Source organism: Novilysobacter longmucuonensis (assembly GCF_046600735.1).
Classification (GTDB): Bacteria; Pseudomonadota; Gammaproteobacteria; order Xanthomonadales; family Xanthomonadaceae; genus Novilysobacter_A; species Novilysobacter_A longmucuonensis.
The window spans coordinates 50,366-64,526 of record NZ_JBJMAW010000002.1 but is presented as its reverse complement, the minus strand read 5'-3'; the positions used below and the strand labels follow the sequence as shown (position 1 = coordinate 64,526).

Below are 14,161 nucleotides of genomic sequence, written 5' to 3'. Positions count from 1 at the left end.
CGCCACAGGACACGGAAACCGAATGTCGCAGCAAACCACCATCCGCAAGCTGGCCGAACTGGTGAACACGCCGGTCGAGAAGTTGCTGGAACAGCTGGCCGAGGCCGGCATGAAGTTCAGCGGCCCCGACCAGGTCGTCACCAGCACCGAGAAGGTCAAGCTGCTCGGCTTCCTCCGCCGCACCCACGGCAAGGCCGACAAGCCGGCCGAAGAGGGTGATGCGCCGAAGAAGATCACCCTGAGCCGTAGCCGCAAGCAGGAAATCAGCGTCGGTGGCGGCAAGACACCGCGCTCCACGGTCGATGTGGTCGTGCGCAAGAAGGTGACCCTGGTCCGTTCCGACGAGAACCAGGCGGCGCCCACCGACGAGCGCGCCGAGATCCTGCGCAAGCTGGAGGAATCCAAGCAGCGCAACCTGGCCGAGCAGCAGGCCCTGGCCGACGCCGACAAACGGCGGGTCGAGGAAGCCGCGCGGGTCAAGCGCGAGGCCGTGGAGGCCGAGAGCCGCAAGGTTGCCGACGCCGCTGCGGCTGCAGCCGCCGACGCCAGTGCGCTGGCCGGTGAGGACGATCCGGCACGCAAGGCCGCCGCTGCCACCCACGGCCACGGCCATCCCAAGCCGCCCGCCGCGCCCCGGACCGAGGACCGCGGCGCGCCGCGGCACAAGACCCGTGGCTCGCATGTCATGGCCGCCGGCGTCGAGGACGATGACCGCACCAAGCGCTTCGCCGGCCAGATGCACCTGAGCGCCTCCGACCGCGCGCGCCGCTCCAGCGGTGCCCGCGGCCGTGCCAAGCCGCGTCGCCATGCCGACCAGTCGCGCTCGGGCACCGGCTTCACCCGCCCGACCGCGCCGATCGTGCGCGATGTCGCGATCGGCGACACCATCACCGTGGCCGACCTGGCCCAGAAGATGGCGCTCAAGGGCGGCGATGTGGTCAAGGCGTTGTTCAAGATGGGCGTCATGGCGACCATTACCCAGAGCATCGACCACGACACCGCCGCGCTGGTGACCGAGGAGCTCGGCCACAACGTGGTACGGGCCGATGCCGGCGACGTCGAGAACGAACTGCTCGCCCACGTCGAGGATGCACAGGGCGACAAGGCCACGCGTCCGCCGGTGGTCACGATCATGGGCCACGTCGACCACGGCAAGACCTCGCTGCTCGACTTCATCCGCCGCACCAAGGTCGCCACCGGCGAGGCGGGCGGCATCACCCAGCACATCGGCGCGTATCACGTCGAAACCGACAAGGGCGTCATCAGCTTCCTGGATACCCCGGGTCACGCGGCGTTCTCCTCGATGCGCGCCCGCGGCGCCAAGCTCACCGACATCGTGGTGCTGGTGGTCGCGGCCGACGACGGCGTGATGCCGCAGACCGTCGAGGCGGTGCAGCACGCACGCGCCGCCAATGTCCCGCTGATCATCGCGGTCAACAAGATCGACAAGGCCGACGCCGACCCGACGCGGGTCAAGAACGAACTGCTCGCGCACGAAGTGGTCGCCGAGGAGTTCGGCGGCGACGTCCAGTTCGTCGAGCTGTCGGCCAAAACCGGTGCCGGCGTGGATTCGCTGCTCGACGCGATCTCGCTGCAGGCCGAGTATCTCGAACTGCGGGCGGTGCACGAAGGCCGCGCCGCCGGTGTGGTCATCGAATCCGCGCTCGACAAGGGCCGCGGCCCGGTTGCCACGGTGCTGATCCAGCAGGGCACGCTGAAGAAGGGCGACTACCTGGTCTGCGGCGTGCAGTACGGCCGCGTGCGCGCGTTGTTCGACGAGACCGGCTCGCAGGTGCCGGAAGCCGGCCCGTCGATCCCGGTGCAGGTGCTCGGCCTGTCGGGCGTGCCCGATGCCGGCGACGACTTCGTCGTGGTCGACGACGAGCGCCTGGCCAAGGATGTCGCCCAGCAGCGCGAGGGCAAGCGCCGCGAGTCGCGCCTGGCCCAGGGCGGCAACCGCATGGAAGACATCATGGCGCAGCTCGGCCAGGGCGAAGGCCAGCTCAGCCTGCCGCTGATCGTAAAGGCCGACGTGCAGGGCTCGGTGCAGGCATTGCGCGAGGCGCTGACCGCGCTGTCGACCGAGGCCATCCGCATCAACGTCATCGGATCCGGCGTCGGCGGCATCACCGAGTCCGACGCGCAACTGGCCTCGACCTCCAAGGCCACCATCATCGGCTTCAACGTGCGTGCCGACGCGACCGCGCGCAAACTCATCGAGACCAACGGCGTGGACCTGCGCTACTTCTCGATCATCTATGACGTGATCGACCAGGTGAAGCAGGTCGCCTCGGGCATCCTGGGCGTGGAGATCCGCGAGGACATCATCGGCACCGCCGAGGTCCGCGAAGTCTTCCGCAGCTCCAAGTTCGGCGCGGTCGCAGGCTCGATGGTGGTCGAGGGCGTGGTCAAGCGCAGCAAGCCGATCCGCGTGCTGCGCGACAACACGGTGATCTTCGAGGGCGAGCTGGAATCGCTGCGTCGCTTCAAGGAGAACGTCGACGAGGTGCGCGTCAACACCGAGTGCGGCATCGGCGTGAAGCAGTACAACGACGTCAAGCCGGGCGACCAGATCGAGTGCTTCGAGCGCATCGAAGTACAGCGCACGCTGTAGAGCTTGGCGGGACCCGGGGCCCGGGACCGGGGACCCGGGAGAGCAAAGGCCGAATGCTTTTGACTTTCCGGGTCCCCGGTCCCGGGTCCCCGGTCCCGGCTCCAAAGGACCCGCCATGACACAAAAATCCTTCCACCGCACCGACCGCGTCGCCGCCCAGCTCCGCCGTGAACTGGGCACGCTGGTGCACGAGGCCGTACGCGAGCACGGCCTGCCGTCGGTCAGCGTGTCGGATGTCGAGGTCACGCGCGACATGGCGCATGCCAAGGTGTTCGTGACCGCGCTGCAGCCCGAGCGTTCGGCCGAGGCGGTCAAGGCGCTCAAGGAGCTGTCCAAGCAGCTGCGCTACAACCTCGGACGCGCGGTCAAGCTGCGCCACGTGCCGGAGCTGCACTTCCACTACGACGACTCGGTCGACCGCGGCGAACGCATCGACAACCTGCTGCGCGAGAATCCGCCGGCGGATGACGAGCCGGCCTGATCGCACTGCCCTGATCCGGTAGGAGCGGCTTCAGCCGCGACCTCGAATCGCACGCCCGCGCTGGTTTCAGATCGCGGCTGAAGCCGCTCCTACCAGAGCGTCGCCACCCAGATCGCGAGCTGCCCACCACGCGATGACCAAGCACCCGCGCACCAAATTCCGGCCATTGCATGGCCTGTTGCTGCTCGACAAGCCGGCCGGCCTGAGCTCCAACCAGGCGCTGCAGCAGGCGCGGCACCTGTTTCGCGCCGAGAAGGGCGGCCACACCGGCAGCCTCGATCCCCTCGCCACCGGGCTGCTTCCGCTGTGTTTCGGCGAAGCGACCAAGATCGCCGGCCTGCTACTCGGCGCGCGCAAGGCCTACGAGACCACCGCCGTGCTCGGCACCACCACCGACACCGACGACGCCGACGGGATGCCGCTGCTGCAACGCACGCTGCCGTCGTTGGACGATGCCGCGTTTGCGACCGCCCTCGAAGCCGCACTCGCGCCGCTCCGCGGCCATATCGTCCAGCGTGCACCGGTCTACTCGGCGCTCAAGCAGGGCGGGGAGCCGCTGTATGCCCGGGCGCGGCGTGGCGAGACGATCGAGGCGCCGGAGCGCAACGTCGTGGTGCACGCGCTGGAACTGCTCGGACGCGAAGGCCCGCGCCTGCGGCTTCGCATCGAATGCGGCTCGGGAACCTACGTCCGCAGCCTGGTCCGCGACATCGGCGAGGCGCTCGGGTGTGGCGCGCACGTCGAGGTGTTGCGACGGCTCTGGGTCGAGCCGTTCACCCAGCCGCGCATGTACACGCTGGAGCAGTTGCGGGCCTTGTCGGATGCACACGGCGAGGCGGCGCTGGACGCCTGCCTGCTGCCGATCGAGGCCGGGTTGGCGGGCTTTCCGCGGGTGCTCGTCGATGCGGCCCAGGCCGAGCGGCTGGGGCAGGGCCAGCGCCTGCAGCTCGATGCCGGCACGGCTTCGGCCGAACAGGTCGCGGTGTACGACCACAGCGAGCGCGTGCTCGGGCTTGCGAGCATCGACGACAGCCGGCTGCTGCGCCCGCAGCGCCTGTTCACCTGGGCGACCCGGACCCCCGGCTGAACGCAGGGGCGTGCGCTGGGGAGGGTACCCGTACGAGGAACGCTGCCTGATCCCCGATAGCCAGCATTCCCCCTCGAGCGGTCATCCCCCGAGTCCCGTCGCGACCTTCACCCCGGCACCCGCCCACCTTGTGACTACCCCCGGCCGCCGGCTACAATTCGCGGGCTTTTCCCGGTAATCAGCAACTTCAGCAACTTCCTTCTAGCAAGCGGCGGACCAGGCGGTGCGGCGGTGTCGGCAAGACCGGCCCGTACGCGTTCTGCAGGTCGCGCATCAAGAGGCAAAACCAAGATGTCCATCGACACCAGCAAGGTCATTGAAGACAACAAGCGCGGCGATAACGACACCGGCTCACCCGAGGTCCAGGTCGCCCTGCTCACCGCCCGCATCGAAATGCTCCAGGGCCACTTCAAGGAGCACAAGCAGGACCACCACAGCCGTCGCGGACTGTTGATGATGGTCAACCGCCGTCGCAGCCTGCTCGATTACCTGAAGCGCAAGGACAACGAACGCTACAAGGCCCTGATCGCGAAGCTGGGCCTGCGTCGCTAACGAGACACCCACCGCGGCGCAGTGATGCGCCGCGGTTCGTTTTTGGGTCGGAAAATCGAACCCGAATCAAGGCCGCGAGCCGGCGGCCGACCGGATGGGGCAAGGGCCGTGTCCGGACCGCCAATGAACCGATAGGAAATTAACGTGGCAAAAATCACCAAGAGCTTCCAGTACGGCAAGCACCAGGTCACCCTGGAAACCGGCGAGATCGCCCGCCAGGCCGGCGGCGCCGTCATCGTCCGCATCGAGGACACCGTGCTGCTGGTCAGCGCCGTTGCCAACCGCACCGCGCGCGAGGGTCAGGACTTCTTTCCGCTGACCGTCGACTACCAGGAGAAGTTCTACGCCGGCGGCCGCATCCCGGGTGGCTTCTTCAAGCGCGAAGGCCGCCAGACCGAGAAGGAAACCCTGATCTCGCGCCTGATCGATCGCCCGATCCGCCCGCTGTTCCCGGACGGCTTCCGTAACGAGGTCCAGGTCATCGCCACGGTGATGTCGATGAACCCCGAGATCGACGGCGACATCCCCGCGCTGCTGGGCGCGTCCGCCGCGCTGGCGCTGTCGGGTGCGCCGTTCGACGGCCCGATCGGCGCGGCCAAGGTCGGCTACAAGGACGGCCAGTACCTGCTGAACCCGAGCAAGAGCGAGCTGGAGGATTCCCAGCTCGAGCTGGTCGTCGCCGGTACCGCCGACGCGGTGCTGATGGTCGAATCCGAAGCCGATGTGCTGTCGGAAGACGTGATGCTTGGCGCGGTGATGTTCGGTCACCGCGAGATGCAGATCGCGATCAACGCGATCAATGAGCTGGTGGCCGAAGCCGGCAAGCCGAAGTGGACCTGGTCCGCACCGGCCGCCGACCAAACCATGGTTGGCGCGCTCAAGACCGCCATCGGCGACCGGCTGACCCAGGCCTTCGCGGTGCGCGACAAGCTGGAGCGCAAGGACGCCATCTCGGCGTTGAAGAAGGACGTGCTGGCGTCACTGGCGCCGCAGGCCGAAGCCAACGAGTGGAAAGCCTCCGACCTGTCCAAGCAGTTCAGCGAGCTGGAGTACGACACCATGCGTGGCGCCGTGCTCAGCAGCAAGATCCGCATCGACGGCCGCGCGCTCGACACCGTGCGCCCGATCGCCTCCAAGGTCGGCATCCTGCCGCGCGTGCACGGCTCGGCGCTGTTCACCCGCGGCGAGACCCAGGCGATCGTCGCGGTCACCCTCGGCACCGCGCGCGACGGCCAGGTCATCGACGCCGTCTCCGGCGAGTACAAGGATCACTTCCTGTTCCACTACAACTTTCCCCCCTACTCGGTGGGCGAAGCCGGCCGCATGATGGGCCCGAAGCGTCGCGAGATCGGCCACGGCCGCCTCGCCAAGCGCGGCGTGCTGGCGGTGATGCCGACGATGGAAGCGTTCCCGTACACGATCCGCGTCGTCTCGGAGATCACCGAATCCAATGGTTCGTCCTCGATGGCCTCGGTCTGCGGCAGCTCGCTGGCGCTGATGGACGCCGGCGTGCCGATCAAGACGCCGGTCGCGGGCATCGCGATGGGCCTGGTCAAGGAAGGCGACGAGTTCGTCGTGCTGAGCGACATCCTCGGTGACGAGGATCATTTGGGCGACATGGACTTCAAGGTCGCCGGCACCGCCGAGGGCATTTCCGCCCTGCAGATGGACATCAAGATCCAGGGCATCACCGAGGAGATCATGAAGGTCGCGCTGGCCCAGGCCAAGCAGGGTCGCCTGCACATCCTCAGCGAGATGGGCAACGCCCTGACCGCCCCGCGCGGCGAGCTGTCCGAGTTCGCCCCGCGCCTGATCACCATCAAGATCCACCCCGACAAGATCCGCGAAGTGATCGGCAAGGGCGGCTCGGTGATCCAGGCGATCACCAAGGAAACCGGCACCCAGATCGACATCCAGGACGACGGCACCATCACTGTCGCCTCGGTCAACGCCGCCGCTGGTCAGGCCGCCAAGGACCGCATCGAGCAGATCACCTCCGACGTCGAGCCTGGCCGCATCTACGAGGGCAAGGTCGCCAAGATCATGGACTTCGGCGCGTTCGTCACGATTTCCCCGGGCAAGGACGGCCTGGTGCACGTCTCGCAGATCTCCAACGACCGCGTCGAGAAGGTCGGCGACGTGCTCAAGGAAGGCGACATGGTCAAGGTCAAGGTGCTGGAAGTCGACAAGCAGGGCCGCATCCGCCTGTCGATGAAGGCCATCGAGGAAGGCGAGGGCGCCCCGGCCGCATAAGCCGCGCAATGTTGTCCTGGCGTTGTTCGCCAAGGCCGACTCCGGTCGGCTCTGGCGAACCAAAGATCAAGCGGGCTTCGGCCCGCTTTTTCTTTGTCCGGCCGCTCCGCAGCTATTTGGTCCCGTGTAGGAGCGCCCCATGGGCGCGATCGCCGTACTACGCGTGCCACGGTCGCGGGCATGGCCCGCTCCTACAAAAAAACGGCCGCGCGTAGAGCGGAGCTTGCTCCGCTGCGGTACCGTCGCCGCCGATGTCTCAGCCGAGCAAGCTCGGCTCTACCAAAGGCTAACGCCCCCTAACGCGGAATCGTCGTGCTCGGCTTTAAAAAGAGAACGATTCCCATTTACAATCCACGTCGAATCTCAACTTCGGAGTAAATGCATGAATTATCGGATGGGTCTGCTGGCCGCCGCCTGCGTAGCGGTGCTGGGTGCCTGCGACAGCCGCACGCCGGAGCCGCCGCGCTCGACAACAACGCCGGCCGTGGCCGAAGAGGCGGGCGTCGCAGCTCCCGCCGCGCCGGTGCCGGCCGCCGCCAGCGAACCTGCAGCACCCCCGTCCCCTGCAGCTGCACAACTGGATGAGTACGCGGAAAAGGCGCGGGAGCTGTCGACGGCCATCGCCTCGCGCGCGGACACCTCGCAGCTGCAGGCGCAGACCGAGGCGCTGCTCGATCTCGCAGGCGAGATCTCACCCGCCTACAGCACCCGCCACCCGCACTGCGTCGAATACCTGGAGGCAGCGCTGGCAGTCCGCGATACGTGGAGCGATCTCGATCACGAGACCATCGAGCGCGACTACCACCATGACGGCGCGCTGCCGAAGCCCGACAACGTCGGCGTCTGCTATCACATGAAGGATCTGATCGTTCATCCGGCCACCGTGCTGGTGCTGCTGTCCCAACCACAGCCGGACTACGAGCAGTCGAAGCGCGAGATCGACGAAGTCATCGCCCACCTCGGTGCGGTGCGCATGCAGTTGTAGACCGCCGTACTAATGCCTTCCAGGCGCGTGGGCGATGCCCTCGACATGCCGGGGTACGCCCCTCTCTCCATGGAGAGAGGGCGGCAGCGCAAGCAGGCATTCGCCGCGTGGTGCGGACTCGACGCATCTGTCAACCGCTTACCTAGTTCGCCGCGCATTGCGACAATCCCGGTTCCCCCGCCGCCAGGCGGTTCAGCAGACCGGACCCGATGCCTGAACTCTCTCCCCAGCTCGCCCGCAAGATCGCCCACGCCATCGCCGGGGAAATCGGCGCCCAGCCGGCGCAAGCCGTGGCCGCAATCGGGCTGCTTGACGAGGGCGCGACGGTGCCGTTCATCGCGCGCTATCGAAAAGAGGTCACCGGTGGGCTCGACGACACGCAGCTGCGCAATCTCGAGACGCGGCTGGGTTATCTGCGCGAGCTGGAGGATCGGCGGGCGATGGTGTTGGCGAGCATCGGGGAGCAGGGCAAGCTCAGCGACCAGTTGCGTGGCGAGATCGAGGCGGCCGACAGCAAGGCGCGCCTGGAAGATCTGTACCTGCCGTACAAGCCCAAGCGCCGCACCAAGGCGCAGATCGCGCGCGAGGCGGGGCTGGAGCCGTTGGCCGATGGGTTGCTCGCCGACCCGTCGCGGGTGCCCGAGGACTTCGCCGCCGGTTTCCTCGATGCCGACAAGGGTGTGGCCGACACCAAGGCCGCGCTCGATGGTGCGCGCGCGATCCTCATGGAGCGCTGGGGCGAGGATGCGGCGCTGGTGGGCGAGCTGCGCAACTGGCTGCACGAGGTCGGGGTGATCCGCGCGCGCGTGGCCGAGGGCAAGGAGAACGAGGGCGCCAAATACCGCGACTATTTCGACCACGCCGAGTCGCTGGCGAAGATCCCCTCTCATCGTCTGCTGGCGCTGTTGCGCGCGCGGCGCGAGGAGGTGCTGTTCCTGGACCTCGATCCGGGCAGCGACGCCGAAGCCGGGCATGCCCTGGCCGAGGGCCGCGTCGCGCACCATGCGGGCATCCAGGCGCAGGGCCGCCCGGCCGATGCATGGTTGCTCGGTGCGTGCCGCATGACCTGGCGCGCCAAGCTGCAGCTGCACCTCATGCTCGATCTGTTCGGCCAGGCGCGCGAGAAGGCCGAGGCCGAGGCGATCGCGGTGTTCGGCGACAACCTCAAGGACCTGCTGCTGGCCGCGCCGGCCGGGCCGCGCGCGGTGCTGGGGCTCGATCCGGGCCTGCGCACCGGAGTCAAGGTCGCGGTGGTCGATCGCACCGGCAAGCTGGTCGCCAGCGACACGATCTACCCGCACCAGCCGCGCAACCAGTGGGACGCATCGCTGCACACGCTGCGGGCGCTGTGCGCGACACATGCGGTCGAGCTGGTCGCGATCGGCAACGGCACCGCCTCGCGCGAGACCGACAAGCTGGCCGGTGAGCTGATCAAGCTCTGCCCCGAGATCAAGCTGCAGAAGATCGTGGTCAGCGAGGCCGGCGCCTCGGTGTACTCGGCCTCCGAATTGGCCGCGAAGGAATTCCCCGGTCTCGACGTCAGCATCCGCGGCGCGGTCTCGATCGCGCGGCGGCTGCAGGACCCGCTGGCCGAGCTGGTCAAGATCGAGCCCAAGGCGATCGGCGTCGGCCAGTACCAGCACGATGTCGATGGTTATCGGCTCGCACGGGCACTGGATGTGCGCGTGGAGGATTGTGTCAACGCGGTCGGCGTGCACGTCAACACCGCCTCGGCTGCGTTGCTGGCGCGAGTGTCGGGGCTGTCCTCGACGGTGGCGGAGAACATCGTGGTGTACCGCGACCACAACGGCGGCTTCCGCTCCCGCCGCGAGCTGTTGAAGGTGCCGCGCCTGGGCGAGAAGACCTTCGAGCAGTGCGCGGGTTTCCTGCGCATTGCCGATGGCGATCAGCCGCTGGACGCGTCATCGGTGCACCCCGAGGCCTACCCGCTGGTCGAGCGCATCGTGAATGGCTGCGGCCGCGGGCTGAAGCAGGTGATTGGCGATGCGTCGTTCCTGCGCGGGATCAAGCCGGAGCAGTTCACCGATGACAGGTTCGGCGTGCCGACCGTGCGCGACATCCTCAGGGAACTGGAGAAACCCGGCCGCGACCCGCGCCCCGAGTTCAAGGCCGCGCGTTTCGCCGAGGGCGTCGAGCAGCTCAAGGACCTGAAGGTCGGCATGATCCTGGAGGGCGTGGTGAGCAACGTCGCCGCATTTGGCGCGTTCGTAGACATCGGCGTGCACCAGGACGGGCTGGTCCACATCTCCGCGTTGGCCGATCGCTACATCAAGGATCCGCGCGAGGTGGTCAAGGCCGGCGACGTGATCAAGGTGCGGGTGCTGGAGGTCGATATCGCACGCAAGCGGATCGCGTTGACGCGTCGCCTGGACGACAGCGTGCCGGCGCCCACGCCGCGCAGGGAGAAGGGCGCACAGCGCCCGCCTCGCGGGCAGCCGCACGGCGGTCGCGCAGTTGCGCCCGCGCCGGACCGGGCGCAGGCACCAGCGGCGGCCAACAACGCGCTGGCCGACGCCTTCGCCCGCGCCAAACGTACGGACTGATGACCACTCGTTCTGGGTTCCGTAGGAGCGACGTGAGTCGCGAGCTCCTACCTCCGAGGCAGGGCTCGGAACCGCGATCGCGGCATTCGATCGCGACTCACGTCGCTCCTACCAAGCGCGTCAGGGCGTGGGGAACAGGTCGCTTTGGGCGATGTGGCGGTCGGCGTCGATGAAGCCCGCCAGGCCGACGCCGACCAGCCGATAGCGGGTGCTGGCGGGCAGCTCGACGCGCGTGCGCAATTCGCAGGCGATATCGCCCAGGTCCCGCAGTGAGGCCGGGGGCGTGCCCGGGGTGAGGCTGCGGGTCAGCAGGCGGAAGTCGGCGGTCTTGAGCTTGAGCACCACCGTGCGCGCAATCCGGCCCTGTTCGCGCCGGCCTTGTTCGAGCATGTAACCGGCCCAGGTCTTCTCGGCGAGCCGGCGGATGTGCGGCTCCAGCTCCTCCAGCGGCAGGTCGTGCTCGAAGGTGTCTTCGGACGAGATCTGCAGGGTCGGGCGTTCGGAGCGTACCGGGGAGTCGTCGATGCCCAGCGAGAGCTCATGCAGGCGGCGGCCCCAGCGGCCGAAGCGCTGCTCCAGAGCCGGCAGCCCGCATGCGCGCAGATCCGCCACGCGGGTGATGTCGAGCTCGGCCAGCTTCGCCTCCATGACCTTGCCGACGCCCGGCAGGCGGCCGACCGGCAGTGGCTCCAGAAAGGCGGCGACCTGGTGCGGGCGGATCACGAAGATGCCGTCGGGCTTGCGCCAGTCCGAGGCGATCTTGGCCAAAAACTTGTTGGGCGCAACGCCGGCCGAGGCGGTCAGCCGGGTCTCTTCAAAGATCGCGGCGCGGATCGCCTCGGCGGTTTCGGTCGCGGTCGGCAGCCCGCTGGCGGTGACGTCGAGGTAGGCCTCGTCCAGCGACAGCGGCTCGATCAGCTCGGTATGGCGGGCGAAGATCTCGCGCACCTGCCTGGACACGGCCTTGTAGCGCAGGAAATCCGGTGGCACGAACACCGCCTGCGGACACAAGCGCTCGGCCCGCACCGCCGGCATCGCCGAACGCACCCCGAATTTGCGCGCCTCGTAGCTCGCCGCGCACACCACCGAGCGCGCGCCGCGCCACGCGACGACCACCGGCTGTCCACGCAACGCGGGGTCGTCGCGCTGCTCGACCGAGGCGTAGAACGCGTCCATGTCGACGTGGAGGATCTTGCGCGGTGGCGGCACGGGGTTGGAGGGCACGATGGGCGACACAATAGCTTGGCATGCGTGCGTCATCGGCGGCTGCGGGGGATGGCTGGCAGAGCAAATCCTCACAGCTTTGCCGTCTTGCCCGTGCTGTTCCCCCCTTTGGAAAAGGGGGGGCAGGGGGGATTTGCTCTTGCAGCAACGGACCCAACGCCATGATCATCGTTCACTTGGCAAACTCGTCGATCCGTCTCTTCCGCATGGCCCAATGACCCACAGCAGACCTTCGCCCCCTATCCGTCGCACGGCACGAGGAAGCGCAATCGCCGCGGCGATCGTCGCCGCGGTCTCGTTTCCGTCGGCGAGCGCTCAGGAAGCCGACGCCTCCGCCGCCGCCACGCTCGACCGCATCGAAGTCGTTGGCCGCATGCGGTCGCTGTCGAGCTTTCCCGGCGCGGTCAGCGTGGTCGATGGCGACACCCTGCGCGATGGCCAGCGTCAGGTCAGCCTGGCCGAAACCCTGGGCCGCGTCCCCGGTGTCACCGTGCTGGACCGGCAGAACTACGCCCAGGACCTGCAGATCCAGAGCCGCGGCTTCGGCGCGCGCTCGACCTTCGGCATCCGCGGCATTCGGTTGATCGTCGATGGCATCCCCTTGTCGGCGGCGGACGGGCAGGGCCAGGCGGGGAGCTTCCCGCTCGATACGCTCGACCGCATCGAAGTGCTGCGCGGGCCGCTGGCGCTGCAGTACGGCAACGCGGCCGGCGGTGCGATCGTCGGGTATACGGAACTGGATGGTGACGATCGCCAGTCGGTTGAGGGATGGCTCGGCAGCGATGACAGCTACCGCATCGGCGCACGCATCGACGGCAGCGACGCGGACGACCGGCTGCGCTGGCGCGTGCACGGCAGCCGCTTTGAGACCGACGGCGCCCGGCCGCACAGCGCCGCGGAGCGCTCGCAGTTCAGCGCGGTCGCGCAATGGACGCCGCGCGAGGGCGAGCGCCTGCGGCTGGTGCTCAACGCACTGTCGCAGCCCGATACTCAGGACCCGCTCGGACTGACTCGTGAGGCGTGGCAGCGCGACCCGCACGGCACCGATCCGGCCGCAGCGGAGTTCGACACCCGCAAACGCATCGAGAACCACCAACTCGGACTGGGTTGGCAACGCGACTACGCACCCGGACGCGAGGCCTGGGTCAACGGCCATCGCATCCACCGCGACGTGATGCAGTTCCTGTCGGTGCCGGTGTTCGCCCAGGCACCGGCGAGCAGCGCCGGCGGCGTGATCGACATCATGCGGCGCTCCAGCGGCGTCGATGCCGGCCACCGCTGGCGCGACGAGCGCGGCGCGGTCGCGGTGGGGGTCGAGCTGTCGCGGCTGAACGAGGCCCGCACCGGCTACGAGAATTTTATCGGCAGCGCGTCCGACGAGCCGGTGCTGGGCGTGCGCGGACGCCTGCGCCGCAACGAGGACAATCGCGTGGACAGCCGCGAGGCCTACGTCATCGGCGATCTGACCCTTACGCCGCAATGGACCGCACTGGGCGCGGTCAGGCATGCGCGGCTGACCTTTACCTCCGACGATCACTACATCGTGCCGGGCAACGGCGATGGCAGCGGTCAGACCGACTATCGCGAGACCGCCGCCTCGCTCGGCATCGCGCGGGCCTTCGACAGTGGTGAAGTTTTCGCCAGTATAGGGCGCGGCTTCGAGACGCCGACGATCACCGAATCGGCCTACCGGCCCGACGGGGAGAGCGGCTTCAATCGCGACCTGGTACCGGCGCATTTCGTCTCCGCCGAGATCGGCGCGCGCTGGCGCTTCGCCACCGCGACGGCGAGCATCGCGGCCTACCGCGTCGATGGCGAGGACGAGATCGTGCCGGCGCAGAGCAGCGGCGGGCGCACGAGTTACGCCAATGCCGGCCGTACCCGGCGCGACGGCATTGAGGCCGGCCTGGACGGCCGCTTCGGCCGGCAGTGGTCGTATGTGCTGACGGCGAACTTCATCCGTGCGCGGTTCGAGCAGGACTTCAGCTATCGCGTGACCCGCGGGCAGACCGAGGTGCGGACGGTGGATGCGGGCAATCGCATTCCGGGCATCCCAAGCGCCCACGGCTATGCCGAGCTGGCGTGGCGGACACCGTCGCAGCGCTTCAGCACGGCTGTGGAGGCCCGCGTCAGCGACCGCATCCCCACCGATGACCGCAACACCGATGCCGCGCCCGGTCACGCACGCTTCTCCTTGCGCGCGCAGTGGCGGCCGCACGGCGCAGGCGGGTGGTATGGCTTCGCGCGCGTGGACAACCTGCTGGACCGCGACTACATCGGCTCGGTGATCGTCAACGATGGCAATGGGCGGTTTTTCGAGCCGGGCCCGGGGCGCAGTTTTACCGTCGGGCTGGGGTGGGTCTCAGGCTGATGAGCGAATCGCAACATAGGCTGTAGGAGC

Annotated in this window: 9 protein-coding genes; 8 read left to right on the top strand and 1 reads right to left on the bottom strand. The window is 68.3% G+C overall.

The genetic code is table 11. The features are described 5' to 3' along the window. Positions 1–22 precede the first annotated feature (22 nt). The 7 genes from infB to ACJQWM_RS02305 all read left to right on the top strand — a co-directional run bounded on the left by infB (position 23) and on the right by ACJQWM_RS02305 (position 10,536). The gene (gene infB, locus ACJQWM_RS02335; RefSeq protein WP_332703600.1) at positions 23–2,614 is read left to right on the top strand and encodes a translation initiation factor IF-2; all 2,592 of its coding nucleotides are present in this window, start codon (positions 23–25) and stop codon (positions 2,612–2,614) included. Between the two features lie 115 nt (positions 2,615–2,729). Next, entirely contained in the window at positions 2,730–3,095 is a 366-nt protein-coding gene (gene rbfA / locus ACJQWM_RS02330; protein WP_332703598.1) for a 30S ribosome-binding factor RbfA, read from the top strand. Between the two features lie 133 nt (positions 3,096–3,228). Beyond that, positions 3,229–4,182, top strand: coding sequence for a tRNA pseudouridine(55) synthase TruB (gene truB, locus ACJQWM_RS02325; protein WP_332703596.1), 954 nt, complete (start codon positions 3,229–3,231; stop codon positions 4,180–4,182). A gap of 291 nt (positions 4,183–4,473) precedes the next feature. Beyond that, on the top strand, positions 4,474–4,734 hold the full coding sequence (gene rpsO, locus ACJQWM_RS02320; protein ID WP_332703594.1) for a 30S ribosomal protein S15: 261 nt from the start codon (positions 4,474–4,476) through the stop codon (positions 4,732–4,734). A gap of 144 nt (positions 4,735–4,878) precedes the next feature. Then, a complete protein-coding gene (gene pnp, locus ACJQWM_RS02315; RefSeq protein WP_332703592.1) occupies positions 4,879–6,987 on the top strand; it encodes a polyribonucleotide nucleotidyltransferase in 2,109 nt (702 codons plus the stop codon). A gap of 382 nt (positions 6,988–7,369) precedes the next feature. Beyond that, the gene (locus tag ACJQWM_RS02310) at positions 7,370–7,972 is read left to right on the top strand and encodes a hypothetical protein (protein ID WP_332703590.1); all 603 of its coding nucleotides are present in this window, start codon (positions 7,370–7,372) and stop codon (positions 7,970–7,972) included. Between the two features lie 209 nt (positions 7,973–8,181). Beyond that, on the top strand, positions 8,182–10,536 hold the full coding sequence (locus ACJQWM_RS02305) for a Tex family protein (RefSeq protein ID WP_332703588.1): 2,355 nt from the start codon (positions 8,182–8,184) through the stop codon (positions 10,534–10,536). A gap of 120 nt (positions 10,537–10,656) precedes the next feature. Here ACJQWM_RS02305 and dinB read toward each other — a convergent pair whose 3' ends face one another. Beyond that, on the bottom strand, positions 10,657–11,760 hold the full coding sequence (gene dinB / locus ACJQWM_RS02300; RefSeq protein ID WP_411306643.1) for a DNA polymerase IV: 1,104 nt from the start codon (positions 11,758–11,760) through the stop codon (positions 10,657–10,659). A gap of 214 nt (positions 11,761–11,974) precedes the next feature. Between dinB and ACJQWM_RS02295 the strand changes: the two genes are divergently transcribed. Then, positions 11,975–14,131: a TonB-dependent receptor family protein gene (locus tag ACJQWM_RS02295; protein ID WP_332703586.1), complete on the top strand. Its 2,157-nt coding sequence runs from the start codon at positions 11,975–11,977 to the stop codon at positions 14,129–14,131. The last annotated feature ends 30 nt before the right edge of the window (positions 14,132–14,161 follow it).